The sequence below is a fragment of the Larkinella bovis genome (genome assembly GCF_042655385.1).
Lineage (GTDB): Bacteria > Bacteroidota > Bacteroidia > Cytophagales > Spirosomataceae > Larkinella > Larkinella bovis.
In genome coordinates this window covers 1-15,081 of the sequence record NZ_JBHSMA010000011.1, presented here as the reverse complement: position 1 = coordinate 15,081, position 15,081 = coordinate 1, and the positions used below count along the sequence as shown (strand labels likewise).

At 54.4% G+C, this 15,081-nt stretch carries 12 protein-coding genes; 7 read left to right on the top strand and 5 right to left on the bottom strand.

The window, feature by feature from the left end; translation table 11 throughout:
• The 7 genes from ACFPMF_RS22930 to ACFPMF_RS22900 all read left to right on the top strand — a co-directional run bounded on the left by ACFPMF_RS22930 (nucleotide 1) and on the right by ACFPMF_RS22900 (nucleotide 11,153).
• Nucleotides 1–6,519 carry a hypothetical protein gene (locus ACFPMF_RS22930; protein ID WP_379849477.1) on the top strand — a complete coding sequence of 2,173 codons (6,519 nt, stop codon included), beginning with the start codon at nucleotides 1–3 and terminating at the stop codon, nucleotides 6,517–6,519.
• A gap of 15 nt (nucleotides 6,520–6,534) precedes the next feature.
• Complete coding sequence (locus tag ACFPMF_RS22925; protein ID WP_379849475.1) at nucleotides 6,535–8,406, top strand: hypothetical protein; 1,872 nt, start codon at nucleotides 6,535–6,537, stop codon at nucleotides 8,404–8,406.
• Between the two features lie 303 nt (nucleotides 8,407–8,709).
• Complete coding sequence (locus ACFPMF_RS22920) at nucleotides 8,710–9,348, top strand: tRNA 2-selenouridine(34) synthase MnmH (protein WP_379849473.1); 639 nt, start codon at nucleotides 8,710–8,712, stop codon at nucleotides 9,346–9,348.
• A gap of 352 nt (nucleotides 9,349–9,700) precedes the next feature.
• A complete protein-coding gene (locus ACFPMF_RS22915; protein ID WP_379849471.1) occupies nucleotides 9,701–9,922 on the top strand; it encodes a hypothetical protein in 222 nt (73 codons plus the stop codon).
• A complete protein-coding gene (locus tag ACFPMF_RS22910) occupies nucleotides 9,909–10,400 on the top strand; it encodes a hypothetical protein (protein ID WP_379849469.1) in 492 nt (163 codons plus the stop codon). Before ACFPMF_RS22915 ends, ACFPMF_RS22910 begins: the two co-directional genes overlap by 14 nt.
• The gene (locus ACFPMF_RS22905; RefSeq protein ID WP_379849467.1) at nucleotides 10,400–10,630 is read left to right on the top strand and encodes a hypothetical protein; all 231 of its coding nucleotides are present in this window, start codon (nucleotides 10,400–10,402) and stop codon (nucleotides 10,628–10,630) included. Before ACFPMF_RS22910 ends, ACFPMF_RS22905 begins: the two co-directional genes overlap by 1 nt.
• Nucleotides 10,631–10,664: 34 nt before the next feature.
• The gene (locus tag ACFPMF_RS22900; protein ID WP_379849465.1) at nucleotides 10,665–11,153 is read left to right on the top strand and encodes a hypothetical protein; all 489 of its coding nucleotides are present in this window, start codon (nucleotides 10,665–10,667) and stop codon (nucleotides 11,151–11,153) included.
• Nucleotides 11,154–11,232: 79 nt separating this feature from the next.
• On the opposite strand, the gene ACFPMF_RS22895 is transcribed toward ACFPMF_RS22900, so the two are convergent.
• From ACFPMF_RS22895 to ACFPMF_RS22875, 5 genes are all read right to left on the bottom strand, one after another.
• Nucleotides 11,233–11,865, bottom strand: coding sequence for an ankyrin repeat domain-containing protein (locus ACFPMF_RS22895; RefSeq protein WP_379849463.1), 633 nt, complete (start codon nucleotides 11,863–11,865; stop codon nucleotides 11,233–11,235).
• 136 nt (nucleotides 11,866–12,001) lie between these two features.
• Nucleotides 12,002–12,502: a cupin domain-containing protein gene (locus tag ACFPMF_RS22890; protein WP_379849461.1), complete on the bottom strand. Its 501-nt coding sequence runs from the start codon at nucleotides 12,500–12,502 to the stop codon at nucleotides 12,002–12,004.
• 95 nt (nucleotides 12,503–12,597) lie between these two features.
• Nucleotides 12,598–12,963, bottom strand: coding sequence for a DUF2200 domain-containing protein (locus ACFPMF_RS22885; protein ID WP_379849459.1), 366 nt, complete (start codon nucleotides 12,961–12,963; stop codon nucleotides 12,598–12,600).
• Nucleotides 12,964–12,999: 36 nt separating this feature from the next.
• Nucleotides 13,000–13,593 carry a dihydrofolate reductase family protein gene (locus tag ACFPMF_RS22880; protein WP_379849457.1) on the bottom strand — a complete coding sequence of 198 codons (594 nt, stop codon included), beginning with the start codon at nucleotides 13,591–13,593 and terminating at the stop codon, nucleotides 13,000–13,002.
• A gap of 443 nt (nucleotides 13,594–14,036) precedes the next feature.
• Nucleotides 14,037–14,810 (bottom strand): alpha/beta fold hydrolase, encoded by a 774-nt coding sequence (locus ACFPMF_RS22875; RefSeq protein WP_379849455.1) that lies wholly within the window; start codon nucleotides 14,808–14,810, stop codon nucleotides 14,037–14,039.
• Nucleotides 14,811–15,081: the final 271 nt, after the last annotated feature.

Sequence of the window (15,081 nt, the reverse complement as noted above, 5' to 3'; positions counted from 1 at the left end):
ATGGCGGATGCATTGAAAGCCCTGTTGACCGACAAACGGATCGAGGAAATTAGAACTCTGACGGCCACGAAAGACGATGGCGTCCCGTTTCTGCTGTTGCCGGTCCGGATCGAGACCCGGTTTATGGAACTGGACGAACCCTCGCAAACGGTCGAAACCGACGCGACGGACGAAATTCTGGACAAGCTGCTGATCGTGCAGGTTGATGTGCTGGATATTCAGAACAGCGCGCAGATCGGCGGGGTTGTGTCGAAATCGCTGACAACGCTGGGGGAGGTTAGCATCCTGCTGGATAAGCTAATCAACCTGACGGCCAAGAATAAAAAAATCCTGCAGGAAATGGCGAAGAGCGTCCAGGAAACGCTCGCCCTGGTGGCGTCCCGGTTTGGAACGGCGCCGTTTGCCGCTCTCAGTACGGCGGTCAGCAATTTGATTACCAAAACCAACGAACTGGTCGTCGATCCGAAAGGGTTGCTGAATCCCGCCCGCGAACTGCTCGACCAGTTGCAGCAGATTCTGAGCGCCTTGACGGTTCTTTCCAGCCGGGATAAAACGCCGTTCCAGAACCTGAAAAACAAGAAAGATCTCTACGAATTTGTCGACAAGCGGTTGCAGACGGTGGCCGATTTTTACGCCAATCAGGCGGCAACGGTGGCGTTGATCAAATTCATCATGAAAAACCAGCGGACCACCGTCGTCAAACTTCACGGGCAGATTACGCCCTTGCCGGCTGCGGTGAAAACCAACCTCGCCCTGGTCCACGACGACCCCGCCTGGCAGGAGTTTCTGAATGGAAAAACCGGGGTGATGGATAGCATTGCCGCCGGAATTCAGCAATTTGGCAGTGAGTCGATCCCGGTGTTGAATACGCTGCCCGAACCGCCCCAGACCGACTTCAGCGATTTATTTCACCAGAGTATCAAGGCGCTCGTCAACATGAAACGGCTGGCCATCAGCAATCCGGCGCAGTACCAGGAGGTGACGAAATTCAAGGAGCAGATCAAAGGCAGCATTGGGTTTATCGACCGCGCGATGGGCAGGGTGGCGCTCACGCAAACGAGTCAGTTTCAGAAACTGGGTCGCCTGTACGAGCAGTTGAAACCGGAGCTGTCGAATGCCCAGACCAACCTGACGAAGTACCAGCCCAAAAACCAGAGCCAGAAATTCGGGCTCGGTTCGCTGTCGAAGTACCTGACGAACGACGCAACGGCCATTCTCGACCGGGCTTCGAACGACCTGGCGGTGAAGGCTCAGAAAGCGCACGAGCTCTGGGTCCGGATTTACCCGGATGACATTTTTATTCACACCCACGAAGAAGCACTGACGGAAAAAGAATTTGAATCGGGTCAGCAGTTCTGGAACGCGTGGTGGGTTGCCAGCAACGACCTGGAGCTGGAAAAAGCCGCCTGGAAACGGCTTTGCACCACCCACGACACCCGCCGGGCCTCATGGATTGCCTCGCTCATCGATCCGCGTAAAAACAACACACCGACGAATACCGCCCAGCTTCAGAACAAGCCGTTCCGGACGTTTGGGGCGGTTTTGGAGGTCGCCACGACGCTCCCGCCCGCCCTGCAGGCCCTGAATCCGAAAAAAGAACCATTGGATTTCTGGACGACGGTTTCTCCGAATCAGATCACTGTCGTTACGGAGCGGATCGGCAAACTGGCCGACGCCCTGCAACCCCTCACCGAATTGCCGGATTTTCTGGCGCAGAAGCTGGAGATTCTGCTCGTTCGCGCGCAGGGCGATATCGACGCCATTACCACCAAGGCGCAGGCGCTGACGTCGGCGGAGAGCCAGCCGTTTACGGATAAGATTAATGCTTTTGCGACTGTTCAGAACGGTTTTGGAAATCTGATCAGCCGTTTCAATCAGATTGTCCGCAAAACCGTCGACCAGATTCTGGCGGAACGCGGTGCGGCTCCGCTGGAATTCATCACGCCCGTACTCAAACAACAGTCCTGGACGGCGGCTCCGCACACCAACGTGCTGCCGGAGCGGTTTGCCGTGATTACGCGGAAAAACGGCCAGTTTCAGCACATTGTGGTCGGGAATAAAGTACCGGCGCAACTCCCGCTGGGGCTCGACCCGGCCCTGTTTTCCGAGCAGGATGGCTCGGTTTACCAGATCGATGAAAACGGCGATCTGCAGATGGAAGAAAACCTGAAATGGATGGCGGATTACGGGAAAGCCGTCGAAATCGGCATGGGCATTACTGTGCCTCTGACCGAGCAGCAATACAATACCGGTTTTGATCAACTGCTGGTGGTGGGCGTGAAGGATCTGGATGTCGATGCCAGTCAGCAGGCGCTGGAAAAACTGCTGATCAACCACATCTACGCGCCCGATGGCATGAGTTTCCTGAAAGTGGGGACGCCAACGAACAATACGGAATCGGGCGCGTCGGGCTACAGTTCACGCGGGGGCGACGAGGATGAGCGGTTTGAAATTGAAATCCTGAACAGCGGTTTTGATGAAACTGTCACCGACCCGAAGCGAATCGCCGATGGCCAGCGCCTGGCGGATAGTCTGGGCATTTCGACGGCGGTGACGCAGAAAATCACGAACCGGAAACACCGGGAAATCAGCAACGCTTTTGCCATGAACCGCGCGCTCTGGCACGCGACGATCGGGCACGCGATGGAGGAAATGTGGGACCACGTCTTTGCATACGACAATATACGTCGAACCGAAACCTTTTTCCTGAACCATTGCCCGGCCCGGGGCGTGGTGCCGTCCGTGCGGGTCGGGTTGCAACCGTACGGTATTCTGCCCACAACGGCGTATTTGCGGCTACAACTGCACAACGGCATTGATTTAAGCCACCTGCCATCGCTCAGCGGAGCCCTTCCGCCCCCGGCGCTGGAACAAGCAAAGCAAGTCCGGTTTGACGTTCGTTTCCACGAAATCCTGAAACAATTCAGCCTCGAGTGGACGAAATTGCGGCAAACTAAGGTCGAACATTACGAACTGCTGGAAGCTGTCAGCTCGGCGGGAGAACCGACTCCGCAGCAGCGGTTTATCGAAATTCTGGGCCTGAACCCCACCTCCGTGGATTATTTCTACCGGTACGGGGTAAACATCACACGAACGGGCGTATACGCCGGGCAGCAGGCGCAGGAGTTTGACATCAAGGAAACGCACGGCAGCCTGTACATGCATTCCCGGTTTAAGGAGTTGATGTTCCCGGGTCGGTTTGCGCCTTCGTTTGACTTCCGGGATGAGTCGAATCCCGGCGGTTTTGGCAAGGCGTTTATGTTGCTGGCGGGCAAGTATTCCCGGATTCGCGACCAGTTTGAACAAAGCCGGATTTTCCGAAACCGCTTTATCGCCGGAAAAGACGAATTGCGCGCGCTCGAAGGCTATCTGGTGGATAAACAGCCGATTTCGACCACGAATAAACTGGAAAAACTAGCGGAGGGTACGTTTATCGACTGGCTGCTGAATTCGTCGATGGACAAGATTCTGGCCGGAAATAACCCCCAACGATTCCCCGATCCGAACCCGAGCGTGCTCTTCCTGCTGATGCGGCAGGCGTTGATGCAGGCGTATCAGGAAGCCGCGCTGGACATTCTGCAAATGGAGGGGCTGCTGACCGAGGATGTGCGCCGGATTGTCGGCGATGAGATTACCTACAGCGAGTGGAAATCGGGCGGGGGCCGGAAATACAACACCAAATGGCATCCGCTGCTGAAGGATGTGGAGGATGTGCGCGGGTATGTCTTCAACAAGTTCACCCCGGCGAATCCATTTTACAAGTACCTGTTCAATGCCGCGGGCGGACAGCCGGGCCGGGCGTCGCTATCGGCCTACATCAACAAACCGGACACCAATCCGATTTTTAACGGGTATCCGAACCACGTGGCCCACCGCAAACTGCTGGGCAAGGTGGATGCTGTGCGGGATGCGTTGTCGCTCCTGAACGATTTGCCAACCAAGGATCTATCCATTTTGCTGGCGGAGCACATCGACCTGTGCAGTTACCGGCTCGATGCCTGGCTGACCGGGCTGGTGAACCGGCGGCTGACGGAACAACGGGCGGTGAAGAAAGGCATTCATCTGGGCGCATTTGGCTGGGTGGAAAACCTGAAACGCAAACCGGATGAGGATAAAAAAATCGCGAAAGACGACGAAATTCCGGACGGCCTGCGCCCCGAAGGAGCTACGGTTTATAAAGACCCCGATAACGATGGTTTTATCCACGCTCCCTCGCTGAATCATGCCATTACGGCGGCCGTGTTGCGCGGGGCTTACCGGGCCAGCGATGCCGAGGAGGATATCAACAACCGGCTGGCGGTCAACATTTCGTCGGCCAGGGTTCGAACCGCCCTCAACCTGATCGACGGCGTTAAAAACGGGTTACAGATCGGGGCCATTCTGGGTTTTCAGTTCGAAAAAGGGTTGCATGAACGCTACAAAACCGCCGAGCTGGATCAGTTCATTCTCCCGTTCCGCAATGCATTCCCGCTGGTGGTTCCGGTCAAAGACAGTGCGCAGGCGGATAAACGGCCGGCGTACAACAGCAACGTCGTGGACGGCATGGCGCTTCTGAACAAGATTTACGAGGCCGTTAAATGGATGGATTTTCCGTCGAAAGACACGCTGTTCGAAGTCATCACCAACCCGGCCAACAATACGGCCCTGAAATGGCTGCGCGATCTGGTGTTCACCAACAGCGGCAACAATACCCAGTTTACGCAGATTGCCCGGGAAATCGACCGGATGGCCGACGCCCTCGACGCGCTGGGCGACATTGCCATTTCGGAAAGCGTGTTCCAGATTGTGCAGGGCAACCACGTGCGGGCTGCGGCCATTGTGAGTAGCCTGTCGCAGGGCCGGAACATCCCGGACCCGCAGATCGTCGAAACGCCCCGCTCGGGCACCATCGTTACGCAACGAGTCCTGCTGAATCTGGCCGCACAAACCGCCTTTGCGCAACCGACGGGCTGGGGTGCCACGGCCACGCCCCGCGCCAAAGCCGAACCTTCACTCAACCACTGGCTGGGGATGTTACTGGGAAAACCGGACACGATCCGGTTCCAGATTGCCTACCAGGAACCCGACGCGCCGGCCACGTTGTCGGAAATGAGCCTGAATACGCTGGGGATTCAGCCGCTGGATCTGCTGTTTTTGTCGGGCAGCGAAACGGATTTCAAGCAGTTCATCGGGTATCATTTTCTGCAAAACAACCCGGTGGCCTCCGAAAAAGCCACGGCGACCGTTGATTTCAGAAACCGCGCAGCCGCCTGGGGGCCGGAAATCCGGACGATTCATGAACTGGATCACCTGCTGAAACAGCTGCGGATTGTGCTCTTGCAAACGCAGGTGGCTGGGGCCGAGCACTTTGTCACGGCGGGCGCTCCGCTCAACGAAAGCAATCCGGGCAACCACAACATCACGCAACTGGCGACCCGCGCCGAACAAAGTCTGAAAGAGCTCCAACAGGCCGCCGACAAGCTGCTTACCGACGCGTTTGTCAAAGAACTGCTGGAAGCCAAAGTCATTCTGGAAGCGCCGAACGATACGTTTACGGAGGCCCAGTTCACCTTGCTGCGTAGTTTTCTGCTGACGGCCCTCCAGTACGGCATTGCCAATGCAGCCCCGGTGGCGATTTTTGAACACGCCAACGATCTGGAAACTGCTTCCAGTCAGTATTTCCAGCAAACCGCCACGGTGTACAAACAGGTTCGGGAACGGATCAAACAGGCGAATGGGGTACTGGAAAAACTGAAAACGAGCAAGCTCGATTACCAGCGGCTGAACGTCTATACCGATGCGGTGCGGGCGCTGTTCGGGAAAGTCTTCCCGGTTTTGCCGCTCTACCAATCACCCGATCAGGCGGCCGTGGCCACCCAACTCAACCTGAGAGCGGGCGAGAGCCTGCTGCGCCACGCGGGACCGCTGGCCATGTCGGAGTGGCTGCAAAGTGTCGGGCGGGTACGTCCACGGATGACCGCGCTCGAACTGATCGACCTCTCGCTGTCGGCGCAGGATCAAAGCCTGAATCTGGCACCGGTGCAGTTAAAATACAACCCCGGCGACTACTGGCTGGGTGCTGAATATCCCGATTCATTCAAAACCGTTGAGGATAAATTGTCCCTGGTTCTGATCAATCCGGAGCGCTGGAGCAGCGCGGCTTCGCAGGTGCAGACGGGGCTGGTGCTCGACGAATGGATCGAGATTATCCCCGGAAAAGAAGAAACGACCGGTATTGTGATCAATTACGATCAGCCGGATGCCACGCCCCCGCAGTCGATGCTGCTGGCCGTCACACCGGTGCAAACCGGAAGATGGGCCTGGGAAGATCTCGTATTCACCCTGATCGACACGCTGGAAATGGCCAAAAACCGGGCTGTTGAACCGGATCACCTCGACCAGAGTCCGTTGTCGCACATTCTGCCGTTCGTGTTGTCCGAAGTCGTTCCTCCGCAGGTCGATCAGGACGGCGACGCCAATCCGCTGGGTGTGCAGGTTGTGATGGATTTTGCTTTTGCTCAAAAAGTTACCGAAGAATAAGAACCTGGATCCGCCATGCCGAAAATTGATAAAGTTTCCTGCGAACCGTTCCGCGCCTGGAACCGCCTGGAGCCGCGAACCCGCAAAAACGAATTCGAAGACACGCTGAAATGCGAAGTCCACGATCCGCTCTGGATGCTGACCCGCCAATGGCAATTCGGGGAGTTTCAGGGGGAAGATACCGGCTCGGCGATTTTCGCCAAGATCAAGATGCTGAGCACCCGGATTTCGCGGTACCGCTCGGCCACGGGCGAGGGCGAAACCTATTCGGACGTGATTCCGCTCGAAACCAAAGTCGAAAGCGAACACCCGATTCAGGATTACCACGCCAGCGTGAAGGCAGCCGCCTGGTTGATGAAACTGCTGAAAACCCGGTTTGCCGGTTCCGGTATGGCGTTTGACCACGGCCGGTACCTGTCGCATTTGAAAGGGCTTTTTCCCATTGTTCCGCCCGAAGAACCACTGGCGCAGGATTCGCACCAGCTAACGGTCAACAAACTGCACAAGGTGGTCAATGAACCGCTGAACAGTTTCCTGGCGGGATACGGCAACCAGTGGTTTGATGGCGTAAACGTCTACCAGCACTACAAAACTGCCCTGCCCGTTGCGGGCGACCCGGTTTTGCTGGATGGCTCGCATCTGGCTTCGGTTCAGGCGGCTTTGGCGGATTTTATCAGCTGGTTTAAAAAGAATTACGAGCCGGATCATAACGCCAACGGCAAGGGGGCCTGGCTGAACAACCAGATGGAGTACCAGTTTGGCGTGGCGTTTCCCGAACCCGATAAACCCAATACGGTTTTGCAAGCCGAGGAATACTACAACGGCGATCTGGAATGGTTTTCGTTCGATGTGGCCCCGGCCGGCGAGCAAACGGAGGGCTTGTCGGGCGCGTCCACACCCGAGGAAACCGGTTTGCAGAGCGAAAAAATCCTAACCGTCATTCCGACGCTGGCCAAATTCGGCGGGATGCCCAACCCCCGCTGGTGGCAATTCGAAGACGGCAGCATCGATCTGGGCAACATCGACGCCGATACCACGGATATTTCCAAACTGATTGTTTCGGAATACGCGCTCGTCTACGGCAACAACTGGCTGGTGGTGCCCTACGCCATTCCGGTGGGGAGCCTGACAACCATTCCGGCCATTGTCATTACCGATGTGTTCGGCCAGCGCTCGCTCATCCAGCCAGCCGTGCAGGGCAATAGTGACGACTGGAACGCCTGGGGCCTGTTCAACCTGAGTACGCGCCACGCCGAAAATGCCAGCAATGTCCCGGCCGACACCCGGCTGTTTTTGCCGCCCTGCGTGGTCAAAACGCAGGAAAGCGAACCGCTGGAAGAAATCCATTTCGTGCGCGACGAAATGGCGAACATGGTCTGGGCCATCGAAACCCGGGTGAACAGCCTGGCGGGCGGGACGCTGGAAGGCGACGTAGCGGCCAACGCCCTGAAAAGTGCCATCGAACTGATCGAACCGCCGGTGGGAGCCATTCCCGTCGACGAAACCGCCAGGTTTAAATACGAGCTGGAAAATACCGTACCGGAAAACTGGATTCCGTTTATCCCGGCGCACATTCCCGACCAGTTCCGGGCCATCCGGCTGCAACGGGCCAGCATGCCGCGCTGGTTTAAGAACGAATACAGCGCCATTCGGCCCGTGACGCGGCTGCTGCGCGAGGGCATCGACGAGGGGGATAACGCCCTGGAGCCGATGTTTGTCAACGAGGAGGAAGTGCCCCGCGCGGGGGCCAGCGTCATGAGCAGTTTTCAGCGAACGCGCTGGTACAACGGCAAAATTATCAACTGGCTGGGCAAGCGGAAACGGCTCGGCCGGGGCGAAGGCTCCAGCGGGTTGCAGTTCGATTCGCTGGAAACGGTCAAAAAATAACCGTTCGATAAGTCGCTGAGAGATAGGTTGATAAAAGTTGCCTTAGCCCTTGGAGATCACCGAAATAACGTGTATTTTCATACCGTATGTTAGACAAGTTCATGTGATCACCGCGTTTGAGCCGGAAAGAGTCTACTCCCCGTTATAAAGTTGAAATTTGAGGTCTTGAGATCGATGTTAGTAGTTTTCTGTTTCTTTCACACGTAGTTTCCCGGGCACAGCTCCCGGTTCTTGCTTCAGTGGTTAGTCTCAGTCTTCCGAACGCAAAGTTATGGCACAAATTCTCCCTAAGCGGGTTTTTTCATGTCCTTACCCCAGCAACTACCGCTCCGGTTGTATGTCCTGGCCGGGCTCACCGGCTCCGGCAAATCCGAACTGATCCGGTTTTTTCGGGACAACAACACCCAGGCGCTGGACCTCGAAACGCTGTGCGGGCACGACGGGTCGGTGTTTGCCTCCCTGCGCTTTGGCCGTCAGCCGACTTCCTACCAGTTTCACAAGCAGTTACAAAAGCACTGGAACCGCTTCGATCCGGGCCGACCGGTTTTTCTGGAAAGCGAATTGAAGCGCATCGGCAACCTGAATTTGCCCGATTGGCTGGTCAACACGATGGCAACGGCGGACGTGATCTGGCTGGACGTTGACCGAGGTCTCCGGCGCGAACGCCTGGCCGGGATTATGGCGACGGCCGCCCCCGGGCGGTTTCTGGATTGTCTGCAAAAACTAGCTTACAAACTGGGTCCCGAACGCCAGGACCGCGCTATCCGGTTTTTTAACGCCGGCGATTTCGGGGCCACCGCCGATATCCTGATGGCGTACTACGACGCCACGCCCGGTTACGCTCTTTCGACCGAGCGGATCAAACTCCGGTTCCCAATCGACCGGTGGAATACCCCGGAAATTGCCGAACAGATTCTCCGCGCGGTGGACGGGTTAAGCTAGGCGGTTTGCCTCATTCGCGTAGAACGTTATTACTTTATTAATAGCCCGGTTTGGCGACTTGTCACGGTTTTCCGTCTTTCATCGTGAGCGATCGGGTAATGAACCCGAGGCTAAAAATAAATAATTGATTTTCAGAACCTAAGTATGGGATGTGTCGTTATTATTGTATCTGCTTCTTAACTAGCTCCGGTATCTTCAGCAACCGATCTGCTCCTTTACCGTTTCTCTCTTAATCAAGCACTGCTTTTTTAGCTGTATTCTGCTTCTTCATCAAGCAAATCAGGAGCAACCCATTACCCGATGCATTGCCTTTGGATGATTGACTATTCGTTCATCTTTTAATTACTACAACATGCAACTATTCAAAAGTTACACCCCGGTGGGTTCCAAACAAATCATCGTGGTGAATCAATGGCTTAAGCATCTTCAAAAGATTTTTCGTCCTGTGATTGAGTTTAAGCGGTGGGTGAGTTTGCAGGGCAGGATGGACATGGTCAAAACCGAGTCGGCCCCCATTCTGATTCCGATTTATTTGCCAGCGAACCGGCGGTTCGGCTCCCATGACACCTTTTGACCTTTATAACCGGCTGCCGGAACGCGAAGACAATGATCTGAGCGTCTTGGTGGGGTATTATTTTAATCATATCCCCGAGCTTTCCTCTTTTTTAGAGCTGGATAAACAGATCACGGCCGATTGTCAGCAAGTAATCATTAAGTATTATAAGGATCACTATTTTGATAACCGGCGCATCTGGCGTCTGGCTTCGGTCTGGTATGATCAGTTTCCGGTAATGATTATCCAGAATGCCGGACTCGAAGGCGAAGAGCACCACCGGCGGTTTATCACCGACCTGCCGCGTTACCATCAGCTCATTGATTACCTGAAAGGCTTATTAACGCGCCAGGCCGTGGCTTTAAACGACATTTTTGCGCCCCATACAGATATTGACGGGTTGGATATGTTTCATGGGCACAGTCTGGATTCTCTATTTAAATCCGTGGGGCAGCCCAGCTTGGTGGGCATTTGGCCTTATACAATCAATTCGAATTAATGAAACCCCCGCTACCGATGGTATTTAAACCGATTCCTGCCAGTAAAAAGGACCCGCTGGGACTGACAGGGCTACCGGAGGAATGGCAGGCCCCGCTCCTGGCCGGATCGTTAGTCTGGTTCAAGCGACAACCCTGGCCTTATCTGATTGACGTTGCGGTCCTTTTGGGGGTTGCCTTTCTGCTGTATCTGATCGAGCGGTATAGCGGTATGTGGCTCTCGGTAAACTAATTACAGCCCCATTGCCCTTAAACCCCAGACGATCATGAACTATGTAGAATACACCACAAAAGCACCAACCTTGCTAGAACCGTCATCCTTCTATGAGGTAGGAAAATTAACGGTCTTTACCGATTACCAGCCTGACGATCATTCCTGGAAACCGGCTTTTAGGGAAATGATCGTTTTACTGGACGATATGCTGGCTAAGTCCGAACAGGCCGGGAACCGCATCGGGTTCACCGAGCAGGTAGGTGTGAACGGAAAGGAGCAGGATATAACCAGTCTGGTCAAATGGATGCGGGAAAATATGGTTGGCAAAAACGTTGGTTCCGATCCTGGTATCAACCAGCGGCTTAATCGCTATAAGAATGCCGGGGCCGGTTATTTTGCTAATGGTGCTTTCTTTTCGTGCGATTATGAGGACGAAATAGCCTTTTTTCTGGATGATCAGCGAATTTATCTAAATCGCCATATCCACCGCGCTATCCTGGAGGTGCAGGCACATAAAGCACCCTCTAACCCAGTGCAGTAAACGATCTCGCAGCTGGTGGTCAGCTATTGATATCCTTTATTGATCTTTGCCGAACCTTTGAAAATGGTAACGAGAGGGCTCAGCGCAGGGCGTCCTTCAATTCCCTATCGTCCTCCGTCAGCAAATCCGCTACGGTTTTTCCTTCCCCATTGGGAATCGTTTGGTCAGCACCGGCCTGAAGCAGCAGGTGGACACATTCCGTGTAATCCGGTACGTTGGCGTTCTCGTTCCTTTTTAACCCGTGGACAGCCCAGAAAAGCGGAGTTGCCTTAAAATCGAGGCATCGCGTATTGATTTCGGCACCGGCCTGGATCAGCCGCCGAACCACGGCCGGTCGGCCACACCAAGCGGCCCAGTGCAGGGCCGTTCCGCCAAAGCAACCGGGATGGTCGATCGTCGCTCCGTTTTCGAGGTACAAAATAGCCACCTGATCGGCGTGCAGGCTGGCTGCGGCCACCAGCGGACTGTCCTGTTTTTCCATCAGGCCGTTGCCGTCCACATGGGCGCCATATTCCAAAAATAGTTTTGCCAGTTCAATGGCTTCGGCATCCGTATAATCGCCTGAAAACACCCCGTCGCAAATCCGGTGCAACGGGTGCGCTTGGGTTGTGTTCACGTCATCGTAGGGAATGCCTTCATTGGCTCGTTCCGGGTGAGCGGCCAGTACCTGCCGGAGGCCGTTGAGGTCGTGAGTAGTGAGGATATTTGTCATGGTTAAGGTCCCTTTCTGTTCGGTTGTTGCTCGCGTGTCGCCCTTTCCTGCACGCTCCTTTGCTACTGCTTCCAGCAACCCGTTCCATTGGTCAGCCCAGGTGTTATTCCTGATTCTCGGTAACGTCTGCCAACGATTACTCGCCTAAAAAATCGGGTGGATAGAGTTTCTGGCCGTATTTTTCAGCGGTTGCCTTTAGTTGCTCCAGTTCTTCCGGACCTAATTCCGGGGGTGGTAAAAAAGTGCCGGCCGCAACCGGTTTTCCAATCTCCTGAAAAAAAGCATCCAGCCCCGCCGGAATGACGGTACATAACAAATGGGCAACGGTATCGCTCTTGTTTTTGAAGCTATGAACCTCCCCGCCCACGGGAATGGTAATAAAAGAGCCTTTGGTTGCGGTATAGGGTCCGCTTTCCATTTTAAATTCGATTTCACCGTCCACGACATAGAACATTTCCTGCATGTCCTTATGCGCATGAGGACCCGGTCCACCACCGGGTGGAACCAGCATGTCAATAACCGCATACTTCCCTTCGGTCTCTTTTCCCGAAATCAGAATCCGATACGTGTCGCCGACCACGGAAAGACGTTGTCCTTCTTCGTTGTCGATGGTGGTAATGTGCTTGCCGGTTGCCATGATGATCGAATGGGGTTTAAGTAAACGGTTGCCGGATCATTTCCGCGTTTGGTGAAAACACCGGACGTAAAAGCGGATTGCTATCGTTTCGTTTTTTAAGCGGTTCGCAGGATCTTCTCCATCTTCCGGCCTTTCGCCAGCTCGTCGACTAGCTTGTCTAAATACCGGGCCCGTTTCGTTAGCGGGTTTTCAATGTCCTCCACCCGGTAGCCGCAAATGGCGCCGGTGATCAAACCGGCGTTGGGGTTCAGGGTCGCCTTGTTGAAAAAGGTTTCAAACGTCGCTTTCTCGTCGATGAGTTGTTGCAATTTCCTCTCGTCAAAACCGGTCAGCCATTCGATCACCTGATGCAGTTCCTCCTTGGTCCGGCCTTTCCGGTCCACTTTGGTGACATAGTGCGGATACACCGAAGCGAAGGTCATTCGGGCGATTCGCTCATCGTGTTCGGGCGTTGTTTTCATACCATCGGTTTTAGGGTAAATGTAGGATTTATTCCCTTAACCGCCCATTGTCCCGGTCTTAACTTCGCCCGCCCGCTTGTAATAGGCAATTATTACTCCGGTGGGTGTAACAACACTTTCTGACAATGTAAAGGCTGCCGGAATCGGGCCATTGTCGAACAATTTTTTCCCTTTACCAAGCGTCAGGGGGTAAATCTTGAGCCTGAGTTCGTCCACTAAATCATTCTCAAGTAACAACTGAATAAGCTGGCTGCTGCCCCAAACATGAATGTCAGCACCGTCGGACTGTTTGAGCGTTTTGATTTCTGCCAAACTTTCGAGGAAAACGGAGTTTTTCCAATCGGACGTTTTCATCGTTGTGGACATGACATATTTTGTACCTTCATTGATCCCCGGCCATACATTTTCATGTTTTGGCCAGTAGTCGGCCCATATCTCAAAGGTCTTTCGGCCCAAAAGATAATCGGCCGGTTGCATCTCTTTTTGCACGACCTTACCACTAACTTCGTCACTGTAAGGGGCAACCCAACCGCCATAGTTGAAACCGCCTGATGGATCTTCCTCCGGTCCGCCAGGTGCCTGCATGACGCCATCCAGGGTAATCATTGATAAAACAATTATTTTTCTCATCGTAGTCTGGGTTTCTGTACGCTACAAAGCTCGCCAACAAATACGGTATCAGGGCTGTGTGAATGCGACAATTCGGGTAGCCGAATGCGACAAATAGTTCCGTAGAAACGTAGGTGTCCTTCCACCGCTGGAAGCCGGTTTTCGCGTACTTATCAGCCGATTACGAGGACGGGTCGGAAGCTATAGGGATGGATTGCTTCACAAGCCGTTTGGGCTGGTCCGAAAGCTGGTTTACCCGTTCATCGAAATGATGAAAGTTCCCTTTCAGAATATCGTTTGGGGGTTTGGCGATCCATTCGCCGAGGTCAATCGATTGGTATGCCCGCTGTTAAATCCGATCAGTAGTTGCAATACCGTATTGCCGGTGTTCCTGATGGAATGCCCGACCCCGTAGGAACATAGCCGATAGCGCCGGATTCGTACGGATCAATGACTTACGGTTTTTACCGACTCCCTTGACTGGCCGCCATAATCAGGTCGGCGGCTTCTTGGGGGTGCGTCATAAAAACGCAGTGGCTGGCGCCGTCGATTTCCACGGTTTTTTGGGCATTGGCCCGTTTGGCGTATAACCGTTCCAGGTCCGGGTTGATGATTTGATCGGCTTTGGCCACCATGTACCAGACCGGTTTCGTTTTCCAGGCCGGATTTTTGATAATCGCGTGAAAAATGCTGTCGGCGGTGGGCGGCTGGGAGACGGCCATAAACCGGGCCTGTTGAGCCGGTACGCCCCCGGCAAAGTCGTCCGGGAATTTTGCGGGGTCAATATAGTCGAACCCGTCCTTTCCTTTGACCAGGGATTTGTAGGCCGACGGGTATTTTTTTCCGTTATCGGCTTCTGATTCGCCTTCATCCGGTGCATGGGCAGCCAGATACACTAGCCCTTTTACCTTGGCGTTGTTGCCCGCTTTCGTAATGACAGCTCCGCCGTAGCTATGACCTACCAGAATACAGGGGCCATCCTGCTGATCGATGATCCGGTTTACTGCTTTGACATCCTCCTCAAACGACAACAAGGCGTGTTGGGTGACCGCCACCTTGTAGCCTTGCCGGGTAAGAATATCAAAAATACCCTGCCAGCCCGACCCATCCACAAACGCGCCGTGCACCAGCACCACATTCCGGACCGGCCGGGTATTTTGCCCGAACGAACGGCTGGCAACCATCCCCAGCACAACCGCCAGGAGGATCGCCAGCGGGGTAAGACGTAAGGTCTTCATGATTTGTAGGTTTAAACATCCGAATTCCTGTTCCTGAAAGGGTTCCCTGCGCCTGGGCGTGGGGGAATAAGAAGTTGGTGGGGATTTTATAATTGGATGAAAAAAGTGGGTGTCTGCTTACCTTTATGTTGCAACACAATGAAGCGGGGCCGCCCTTTAGGTTTGTGGTGTTGTAAGAAACCAAGAATTGGTAGCTTGCCAACAAGTGAACAGAGCGGGTTTTCCTATGGGGCCGCAGAGTACTAGCTCTATGCTCGGATTCAGGTCCCGC